Raw genomic sequence first — 10,108 nt, 5'->3', positions numbered from 1 at the left:
TCGATTGGCCCTAGGCCGCGAAGTGTCACCTTGTGAGCGATGACCTGTCACTTTGCGCATGGCGCAGAGGCGGCGGTTCTGCGGGGAGGAGGCTGGCCGGGGCATGGCGGCAATTTACCGCTGCGGGGTGCGTGTAGGAAAATGGTTTGTGGGGTAGGGTGGGGGTAGGCGCAGCTGATATTCGTGCCTGCCCCTAACTGACTTCGCGAAAAATGAGCAGAGGTGTGACGGCGAAGGCTGCCGAAGGTCGTCCAAGGGATACACGAACAACGGGTGCTAGCATTTTCGTTAGCTGGCCGATGATGCTTTCAGTCAGCCCGAGATCATTCTCATCAAAAGAGCCATTTAGGTCTGGTGTCAGATATTCAGGGTATGCACTTAGAATGCCGATAATCGACCAGTCCCCCGACATCATCTCACCATAAGTGAGGGCTATGTCGCTGGCTGCGGTGACTAAATTGTCTTGGTTGAGGACGCACCATACAAGTTTAGCTGCATCATTTACTTTCGTAAGCATTCGTGCATGAACTGAGTGAGGCATGATCTGAATCATGTCGAGGAAAAGCTCCATATTTTCAGCCTCCTCTTTTGCCACGACTTTCTGTGCAGCGGTCATATTGCTCATCTTTTTACCACCGCCAACGCCTGATTTTACTTTTCGCTGAATTGACGAAGACTTCCAAGCCTCCTTCATCATCCCTAGGTCTTGAATGCTCAGAAACCCCGTAACCAGCACGAATTGCCCGATCGTAGCCTCGTCAAGATTGCGTTGAATCATCCCACGCTCTTCTAGCACGTCGAGAAATTGCAGAGCATTCGCCCAGTAAGGATCATAGACCCGCACCAGACTTTCGCTTCCTGCTTCACTAGGGCCGATTTCGAGTTCGATGTTTCCGCCGCCTAGTGGTGTATTGCCACCAAACCCAATACGTTTTCCTCGCTTTGAGCCTTTTGAGACACCTTCTGATTGCGTTATGCCCGTCAGCAAGCCGCTATTGTCGAATTGGGAAAGATAAGAGGCCACACGCCTGCTATCGTGATATAGAAAATCAAAGACGGAAGCGTTTTCTGCTTCGTCTTGCTCCGCGCTCGATACTGTCACGGCGTTCTTTGACATATTCACGCGCCTCGTCGTCATCGCGCTTCACCGATTCGGAAGCACTCTCAATCTCTTTAGAGTCTATGTGAATAGAGCGAGCAGAGGCTTCGTCAAAGTCGAAGTTTGAAAGGTCCACAGAAGGCTTGTCTTTCTTCTTCGTCATGCGGTGAATTGGCAATAGATGAGATGTGGGCAGTCTATGGATTCTAGTATTGCGTTGAGGTGGGTGTCGTCACAGTGGCTGCGGCGATTGAAGCACCACGTCATATCGTCCCGAGATATGCTAGCTTCATCCATGTAAATGAGCTGCAAAGATTTGTGTCTTTCGAGCCTATAGCCTGAAAAAATTCTCGGGCCGGGGAAGATGAATGTGCTCATAGCATACCGCTGGGGCCATTGGTACTGTGGCCATTCACGGTATGCCAAGTGCGATCAGGCGAGTAACCGCTAACTCTCTCGTCATCCCCGCGCAGGCGGGGATCCCGCTCTTTTTTTGATCGCGTGACTTCGCCGTGAGGGCGGACAAAAAAGCGGGGCCCCCGCCTTCGCGGGGGCGACGGGAGGTTTTGGGTTATCCCCTCAAACCCCAATCAGCGCCGTCTTGCTCTTGCAGTTGCCGAGGTAGGCTTCGCGGCCCAGGTCTTTGCCCACGCCGGATTGCTTGAAGCCGCCGGTGGGCAGCATGTGGTCGTCGCTGCGGCCGTAGCGGTTGACCCAGACGGTGCCTGCTTCCAGCGCGCGCACCGCGCGCAGGGCGCGGGAGATGTCGGTGGTGTGGACGCCGGCCGCGAGGCCGTAACGCGTGCCGTTGGCAAGGGAGAGGGCCTCGTCCTCGTCGGCGAAAGTCTGCAGGGTGAGGACGGGCCCGAAGATTTCGCCCTGCACCGCCTCGGCATCCTGCGAAAGGCCGGCGAGCAGGGTGGGCTCGTAAAAGCTGCCCTGCTGCGGGGCGCTGGCGCGGGTGCCGCCGGTGAGGGCTTCGCCGCCCGCTGAAAGGGCGCGGCTGACCATGCCGTCTATCGTTTCAAGCTGCCGTTCGGAAACGATCGGGCCCATCGTCGTGCGCGCGTCCCACGTCGCGCCGATGCGGTGGGCGGCGAAGGCCTTGGTGATGCGCTCCACCACCGGCTCCATCACGCTTTCGTGCACCAAGAGGCGCGATCCGGCGACGCAGACTTGCCCGGCGTTGAGGGTGATGGCCTTGGCGACGATCGCGCTCGCCTTGTCGAGATCGGCGTCGGCGAAGACGATCTGCGGGCTCTTGCCGCCCAGCTCCAGTGTCACCGGCTTGGGGCCGGTCTCGGCGCAGGCGGTCATGATCGCGCGGCCGGTGCGGGTGGAGCCGGTGAAGCTGACTTTGCCGATCTGCTCCGCGCGCACCAGAGCGTCGCCGATGTCCGCGCCGCCGCCCTGCACCACGTTGAACAGGCCCGCCGGGATCCCGGCCTCCACCGCCAGCTCGGCCAGCCGCACCACGGAGAAGGGGGTGAGCTCGGAAGGCTTAAGCACCACGGCATTTCCTGCCGCAAGCGCGGGGCCGAGTTTCCATGCGGCCATCACCAGCGGCAGGTTCCACGGGGCGATGGCGCCGACGACGCCGTAAGGCTCGGTGATCGTCAGGCCCAGCTTGTCCGGCGTGGTGGAGGCGACTTCGCCGCCGTGCTTGTCCGCGAATTCGGCGAAGAAGCGGATGCAGCCGGCGGTATAGGGCACGTCCCAGGCGCGCACTTCGGCCAGCGTGCGGGTGGAACCGGCGGCTTCCAGCGGGGCGAGCCATGCGGCGTCGGCCTCGATCGCATCGGCCCAGCGGTGCAGCAGCTTCATGCGCCCGCGCGGCTCCATCGTTGCCCAGCCGCTCTGCTTCTGCGCGCGGGCGGCATTCTCCACCGCTTCGGCAAGCTGCGCTTCGTCCGCCGCGTGGAGCGGGGCGAGGAGCTGGCCGTCGGAGGGGCGCAGCACTTCGAAGGTGCGGCCCTTGCCCACCACGGCGTGGCCGCCGATGAAGTTGGCCGCTGCACCGGGCCTGATGCGGTCGATTTCGAGTTCGCTCATGTCTGAAATTTCCACCTGACTTTGAAGCAATTTAGCCCGACGCGGCGGAATCGGCTGGCCCGCCATGCGGAAACGGCGAGAGAATCTTCCAAAATATTCCGAAAACCGGCACCCCATGCTTTTGCGGCCTGTCTAGATCGCGAACATGAGGAGGGGGCGCCGGACAGCGATCCGGCATCGGAGTGATTGATCAGGAGAATTCGGATGGCGATTGACGTGGATGCCCGAGTGACCTTGAGGTCCATGACGGCGCAAGACATAGACGCCGCTGTCGAACTCTCCCGCGAACAGGGCTGGCCGCATCGCGAGGAGGACTGGGCGCAGTTCCTCGAATGGGGCGAGGGCCTTGTCGCACTGCTGGACGGCAGGATTGCCGGGACGATCATGGGCTGGCGCTTCGGCGAGGACATGGCGACGCTCGGCATGGTCATCGTCACCAATGCCGCGCAGGGGCAGGGCATCGGCCGCAAGCTGATGCAGGCCATGCTGGAAAGCCTTGCGGGCCGCACCGTGGTGCTCAACGCCACCGACGAAGGCCTGCCACTCTACAAGAAGCTGGGTTTCGAAGTGACCGGCACGGTGCTGCAGCATCAGGGCTCGGTCCCGGCCGTGCCGCTGGCCGAGCTGCTGCCCGGCGAGCGCGTGCGGCCGATGGGCGCGTCGGGTGACGGTCTTGGCGATCTTTACAGCAAGGCGAGCGGGATGGACCGGCACGCCCTGTTCGATGCGCTGGCCGAGTGCGGCAGCACGGTCGTGCTCTCGCGCGAGCATCAGCCGGTGGGATTTGCCCAGTTGCGCCGGTTCGGCCGGGGCTGGTCGATCGCGCCGGTGGTCGCGCCCGATCTGGGCGGGGCCAAGGCGCTGGTTTCGCACTGGCTGGGGCTCAACACCAACACCTTCTGCCGGCTCGACGTGACGCTGGAAAGCGGGCTGTCCGAATGGCTGCAGAAGCTCGGCCTGCCATGTGTGGGCCGCGTGCACACGATGGCGCTCGGCCCGGCGCCGAAGGGCGGCAGCGAAGCGAGGATCTACGGTTTGGCGGCGCAGGCACTGGGATGATGATCGACCTTCGGGATCCGGGACTTCTCCGGCAAGCCGCACTGATCGGCGGCGCATGGCTGCCCGCGGCCGGAACAGGGGCGCTCGACGTGGTCAATCCGGCGGATGGATCGGTCTTGGGCCAAGTTCCGGATTGCGGTGAGGCGGAAACCGAAGCCGCCATCGCCGCCGCCGATGCGGCCTGGCCGGCGTGGCGGGCGATGACCGCCGGGGAGCGCTGCGCGCTGCTGGAAGCCTGGCACGCGCTGGTGCTCGCCAATCTCGACGATCTGGCGCGGATCATGACGGCGGAGCAGGGCAAGCCTTTCGCCGAGGCGCAGGGCGAGATCCGCTATGCCGCGACCTTCATCAAGTGGTTCGCGGAGGAAGGCCGCCGCACCGGCGCGCGCAATGTGACTTCGCCCGAACGCGACCGGCGGATCATCGTCCTGACCCAGCCGATCGGCGTAAGCGCGGCGATCACGCCGTGGAACTTTCCGGCGGCGATGATCACCCGCAAGTGCGCGCCCGCTCTGGCGGCGGGTTGCCCGGTGGTCATCAAGCCTTCCGAACTGACGCCTTTCACGGCGCTGGCGCTGGCCGAGCTGGCCATGCGGGCAGGCTTTCCCAAGGGCACGATCAATGTCGTTACCGGCCTTCCCGCCGCGATCGGCAAGGCGATCACGGCCAGCCCGGTGGTGCGCAAGCTCTCCTTCACCGGCTCGACCCGGGTCGGCGCGCTGCTGATGCGCCAGTCTGCCGATACCATCAAGAAGCTCAGCTTCGAGCTGGGCGGCAATGCCCCGCTGATCGTGTTCGAGGATGCGGATATCGATCTGGCGGTGCGGGCGGCCATGGCCAGCAAGTTCCGCAACGCCGGCCAGACCTGCGTCTGCGCCAACCGCATCTTCGTGCAGGACGGGGTTTACCGGGAATTCGCCGAGAAGCTGGGTGCGGCGGTCGAGGCGCTCCATGCGGCGCCCGGCATGGAGCCGGGATCGACGATCGGTCCGCTGATCAACCCGGCGGCGGTCGGCAAGGTGATCGCTCATGTCGAGGATGCGCTGGGCAAGGGCGGACGCGTGATCGCGCGCGGCAAGGGGTGCGACGATGGCAATTTCATGCTGCCGGTCGTGATGGCAGATGCCAATCCCGAAATGCGTCTCGCTTCGGAGGAAACTTTCGGTCCGGTCGCGCCGCTGTTCCGCTTTACCCGCGAGGCCGAGGCGCTGGAGATGGCGAACGCCACGCCTTATGGCCTCGCGAGCTATTTCTACACCCGCGACATTTCCCGGGCGTTTCGCGTAGCCGAAGCGCTGGAAGCCGGGATGGTTGCGCTCAACACCGGTTCGATCGCGATGGAGATGGCGCCTTTTGGCGGTATCAAGCAATCGGGCCTGGGACGCGAAGGCGGCCATATGGGCATCGAGGAATATCTGGAAACCAAGGCCTTCCACATCGGCGGCCTCGAATTCGAAAGTGCAGGGGCCTGAGATGAATACGAGCAGCAACCGCCGCTATGCCATTTCCGTCATCCCCGGTGACGGCATCGGCAAGGAAGTCATGCCTGAAGGAATGCGCGTGCTGGAGGTGGCGGCGAGCAGGTTCGGCTTCACGATCGACCAAGAGTGGCACGATTTTGCCTGCTGCGACTATTATGCCGAGCACGGCGCGATGATGCCTGAGGACTGGAAGGAACGCATCGGCCGCCCCGACGCGATCTTCTTCGGCGCGGTCGGCTGGCCCGATACAGTGCCCGATCATATCTCGCTGTGGGGCTCGCTGCTGCAGTTCCGCCGCGAATACGATCAGTACGTGAACCTGCGCCCGGTGCGGCTGATGCCCGGCGTGCCGTGCCCGCTGGCCGGGCGCGAGCCCGGCGACATCGACTTCTGGGTGGTGCGCGAAAACACCGAGGGCGAATACAGTGCGGTCGGCGGCCACATGTTCCCCGGCACGGACCGTGAAGTGGTGATCCAGGAAACGGTGATGACCCGCTACGGCGTCGACCGCGTGCTGCGTTTCGCGTTCGAACTCGCGCAGCGGCGCGAGCGGGGGCACCTGACTTCCGCCACCAAGTCGAACGGCATCGCCATTACCATGCCGTTCTGGGATCAGCGCGTTGAGGCCATCGCCGCCGAATATCCTTCGGTCAGCCATGACAAGTACCACATCGATATCCTCACTGCGCAATTCGTGATGAACCCGGACCGCTTCGATGTGGTCGTCGCCTCCAACCTGTTCGGCGATATCCTGTCCGATCTTGGCCCTGCCTGCACCGGCACGATCGGCGTGGCGCCTTCGGGCAATATCAACCCCGACCGCACCCATCCCTCGCTGTTCGAGCCGGTCCACGGTTCCGCGCCGGATATCGCGGGCAAAGGCATCGCCAATCCGGTTGGCCAGATCTGGTCGGCCGCGATGATGCTGGAGCACTTGGGCGAAACCGAAGCGGCAGGCGCGATCATGCAGGCCATCGAGGCTGTTCTGGCCACTCCGGCAGGACGTACCGGCGATCTCAAGGGCAGTGCCCGCACGGTCGAATGCGGCAAGGCGATAGCGGCGGCAATCGGGTGATTGCGCAGGCGGCATAATATGCCGGAAGGTTGGCGCGATGCAGGCCTGATGCTCTGCAGGGCCGCCAACTTCGGATAAACTCGCCACGCAACCGCAATAGCTTTGGCGGCATGAACAGCCAGCATGACGCAAAGCCCGCCGGTTCCAACCGCTCCCTGATCGAGATCGACCGCGATCACCTGATCCATCCGGTCGCGTCTTTCCGCGGACATGAAAAGCACGGCGCGCGCGTGCTTGCCTCGGGTGACGGCATGTGGCTCACCGATATCGACGGCAAGCGGGTCCTCGATGCCTTTGCAGGCCTGTGGTGCGTCAATGTCGGTTATGGCCAGGACAGTGTCGTCGCGGCGGCCGCGGATCAGATGCGCCGCCTGCCTTATGCCACGGGGTACTTCCACTTCGCCAACGAACCGGCCATTCGCCTGGCTGGCGAGCTGACGGCGCTGGCTCCGGAAGGCCTCGATCACGTCTATTTCTCGCTGGGCGGTTCGGATGCCGTGGACAGTGCGATCCGCTACATCGTCCATTATTTCAACGCGATCGGCAAACCGGACAAGAAGCACTTCATCGCGATGGAATGGGGCTATCACGGTTCGAGCAGCACCGGCGCCGGGCTGACCGCGCTTGCCAATTTCCATCGCGGCTTCGACTTGCCGCGCCCTTGGCAGCATCACATCGCTTCGCCCTATCCCTATCGCCACCCTGAAGGCGATGACGATGCGGCCGTGATCGCTTCCAGTGTAACGGCGCTTGAGGCCAAGGTCGCCGAAATCGGCGCCGGCAATGTCGCTGCGTTCTTCTGTGAACCGATCCAGGGATCGGGCGGCGTGATCGTCCCTCCGCGCGGTTGGCTCAAGGCCATGCGCGGGGCCTGCACGCGGCTTGGCATCCTCATGGTGGTCGACGAAGTCATCACCGGCTTCGGCCGCACCGGCCCGATGTTCGCCTGCCAGGACGAGGATGTCTCCCCCGATTTCCTCACGATCGCCAAGGGACTGACCAGCGGCTATGCGCCGATGGGGGCGGTGCTGATGGCCGATCACGTGTATCAGGCCATTGCCGACAGTGCGCCTGAGGCTCTGCCGGTGGGCCATGGCTTCACCTATTCGGGGCATCCGGTCAGCGCCGCCGTCGCACTGGAAGTGCTGCGGCTTTACCAGGAGGGCGGCCTGCTTGAAAACGGGGTGAAGACCGGCAAGCGCTTCGCCGCGCATCTGGAGCGTATGCGCGAGCATCCGCTCGTCGGCGATACGCGCGGAAGGGGCCTCCTCGGCGCAATCGAACTGGTCTCCAACAAGCGGACCAAGGCAGGGTTTCCCGCCGAACTCGATATCGGCGGGCGGCTCTCGCAGCTGACCTGGGAGAACGGCGTGATCGTGCGCTGCTTCGGCAATGCGGTTATCGGCTTCGCGCCTGCGCTGTGCTGCAGCGAAGACGAGATGGACATGATCTTCGAACGCGTAGAAAAGGCATTGGACCAGCTTTTCGAGCAGGCTGATGTCCGTAATACCCTGAGCTCATAGAAGGATAACAAGATGCTGCCAGGACCCAAGCTCGACCGGATCGACCTGAAGATTCTGGCCAATCTGCAGCAGTCGGGCCGCATCACCAATGTGGAGCTGGCCGATGCCGTAGGCCTTTCGCCCAGCCCCTGTCTGACGCGGGTCAAGCGGCTGGAGCAGGCCGGTTATATCACCGGTTACGGTGCGCACATCAATCTCAACAAGCTGGGCGAGTTCCTTACCGTCTTCACCGAAGTGACGTTGACGGAACACCGGCGGGGCGATTTCTCCCGCTTCGAGACGCGCATCGCCAAGCTGGACGAGATCGTCGAATGCCACCTCGTCAGTGGCGGCTACGACTACCTGCTGAAGTTCGTCGCGCGCGGCGTGGCGCATTATCAGGCGATCATCGAGGATATGCTGGAAAGCGACTACGGGATCGAGAAGTACTTCAGCTACGTCGTGATCAAGTCGCCTTTCATCAAGCATCATTTCCCGATTCAGAACCTGTTCGGGGACCAGTGAGGATTATCCGTTGAACGATCTCGCCGGGTTGATCGAGCCGCTTGTCGCGCTGCGGCGCGATATCCATGCCCATCCCGAACTGGGCTTCGTCGAGCATCGCACGGCCGCGCGCATTGCCGAAGTGCTGCGCGCGGCGGGGATCGAAGTGCACGAAGGCATCGGCGGCACTGGCCTTGTCGGCGTGATCCGCGCGGGTGACGGGACACGCAGGCTGGGCCTGCGTGCGGATATGGACGCGCTGCCGATCCACGAGCAGACCAACCTGCCCTGGCAAAGCACGGTTCCGGGCTGCTTCCACGGCTGCGGGCATGACGGGCATGTGGCGATGCTGCTGGGCGCCGCGCAGGCCCTGGCCCGCGATCCGCAGTTCTCGGGCACGCTTCACCTGATCTTCCAGCCTGCCGAGGAAGGGCAGGGCGGTGCTCGGCAAATGATCGAGGAAGGCCTGTTCGAACGCTTCCCCTGCGATCGCGTCTATGCACTGCACAACTGGCCGGGCCTGCCCGCGGGCACGATCTCGACCCGGCCCGGCCCGATCATGGGCGCGGCAGATAAGTATCGTATCACAGTCACGGGCAAGGGCGGCCATGCGGCCATCCCGCAGGACACCCCCGATGCCATTCTGGCTGCCGCGTCGCTGGTGCAGCAATTGAACACGATCGTCTCGCGCGATGTGCCGCCTTCGGCTTTCGCCGTGCTCTCCGTGACCGAGATCGCGGGCGGCCATGCGCACAATGTGCTGCCGGCCGAAGTCATGGTGGGCGGCACTGTGCGCACGTTCGATCCCATGGTGCAGGACCGCATCGAGGAACGCATGAGGCAGATGCTGCGCGGCATCGAAGCCTCGTTCGAAGTGCAGACCGGTCTCGATTACGACCGCTACTATCCCGCGACGATCAACGATGCCGATGCCGCTGCCGATGCGCTGGCGGTGGCGGGGCTTGTCGGCCATGCCGAGTTGGCGCCCGAACCCGCCGCGACTTCGGAGGATTTCTCCTTCATGCTGCAGCAGCGGCCGGGGGCCTATATCTGGCTGGGGCAGGGACGCGGGGACAATCCGCCGCCGCTGCACAACCCGCATTACGATTTCAACGACGAGGTCCTCGAACTCGGTATGCGGCTGCACATGGCGCTTGCCCGCCACTGGCTTCGCGACTGAAGCCAGCCCTTAGCGCAAAAGGCAAGAAACCGGGATCAAGGTCCGCTCGTCCTGAGCTTGTCGAAGGGGGACCTCGCGCAGCGCCAGCGTCCTTCGACAAGCTCAGGACGAGCGGAAGGGGTGCGGATTTCCCGCAAGATGCTCTAGGGCCAATCG

The 10,108-nt window shown here is 63.4% G+C and carries 9 protein-coding genes; 6 read left to right on the top strand and 3 right to left on the bottom strand.

Features of this window, described 5'->3' with window-relative positions; all coding sequences use genetic code 11:
* Positions 1-193: 193 nt before the first annotated feature.
* The 3 genes from NN5_RS22795 to NN5_RS22790 form a co-directional block, all read right to left on the bottom strand.
* Positions 194-1,117, bottom strand: a complete 924-nt coding sequence (locus NN5_RS22795; protein WP_157081286.1) for a DUF6414 family protein — start codon at positions 1,115-1,117, stop codon at positions 194-196.
* Positions 1,050-1,262 carry a hypothetical protein gene (locus NN5_RS26105; protein ID WP_157081285.1) on the bottom strand — a complete coding sequence of 71 codons (213 nt, stop codon included), beginning with the start codon at positions 1,260-1,262 and terminating at the stop codon, positions 1,050-1,052. Before NN5_RS26105 ends, NN5_RS22795 begins: the two co-directional genes overlap by 68 nt.
* Positions 1,263-1,678: 416 nt before the next feature.
* Positions 1,679-3,151 (bottom strand): aldehyde dehydrogenase family protein, encoded by a 1,473-nt coding sequence (locus NN5_RS22790; protein WP_067738699.1) that lies wholly within the window; start codon positions 3,149-3,151, stop codon positions 1,679-1,681.
* A gap of 243 nt (positions 3,152-3,394) precedes the next feature.
* Here NN5_RS22790 and NN5_RS22785 point away from each other — a divergent pair, with 243 nt between their 5' ends.
* The 6 genes from NN5_RS22785 (at position 3,395) to NN5_RS22760 (ending at position 9,952) form a co-directional block, all read left to right on the top strand.
* Positions 3,395-4,210 carry a GNAT family N-acetyltransferase gene (locus NN5_RS22785; RefSeq protein ID WP_245656669.1) on the top strand — a complete coding sequence of 272 codons (816 nt, stop codon included), beginning with the start codon at positions 3,395-3,397 and terminating at the stop codon, positions 4,208-4,210.
* The gene (locus NN5_RS22780; RefSeq protein WP_067738689.1) at positions 4,207-5,682 is read left to right on the top strand and encodes an NAD-dependent succinate-semialdehyde dehydrogenase; all 1,476 of its coding nucleotides are present in this window, start codon (positions 4,207-4,209) and stop codon (positions 5,680-5,682) included. The genes NN5_RS22785 and NN5_RS22780 overlap by 4 nt, the downstream gene beginning before the upstream one ends.
* Position 5,683: 1 nt before the next feature.
* The gene (locus tag NN5_RS22775) at positions 5,684-6,766 is read left to right on the top strand and encodes a tartrate dehydrogenase (protein WP_067738686.1); all 1,083 of its coding nucleotides are present in this window, start codon (positions 5,684-5,686) and stop codon (positions 6,764-6,766) included.
* A gap of 110 nt (positions 6,767-6,876) precedes the next feature.
* The gene (locus NN5_RS22770) at positions 6,877-8,289 is read left to right on the top strand and encodes an aspartate aminotransferase family protein (protein WP_067738683.1); all 1,413 of its coding nucleotides are present in this window, start codon (positions 6,877-6,879) and stop codon (positions 8,287-8,289) included.
* Positions 8,290-8,301: 12 nt separating this feature from the next.
* On the top strand, positions 8,302-8,793 hold the full coding sequence (locus tag NN5_RS22765) for an Lrp/AsnC family transcriptional regulator (RefSeq protein ID WP_067738680.1): 492 nt from the start codon (positions 8,302-8,304) through the stop codon (positions 8,791-8,793).
* Positions 8,794-8,803: 10 nt separating this feature from the next.
* Positions 8,804-9,952 carry a M20 aminoacylase family protein gene (locus NN5_RS22760; protein ID WP_067738677.1) on the top strand — a complete coding sequence of 383 codons (1,149 nt, stop codon included), beginning with the start codon at positions 8,804-8,806 and terminating at the stop codon, positions 9,950-9,952.
* Positions 9,953-10,108 lie beyond the last annotated feature (156 nt).

Origin of the sequence: Novosphingobium naphthalenivorans NBRC 102051 (assembly GCF_001590985.1) — a bacterium.
In the GTDB taxonomy this organism is placed as follows: Bacteria; Pseudomonadota; Alphaproteobacteria; order Sphingomonadales; family Sphingomonadaceae; genus Novosphingobium; species Novosphingobium naphthalenivorans.
Note: the sequence above shows the minus strand (reverse complement) of the source record. Positions and strands in the feature narration are given on the sequence as shown.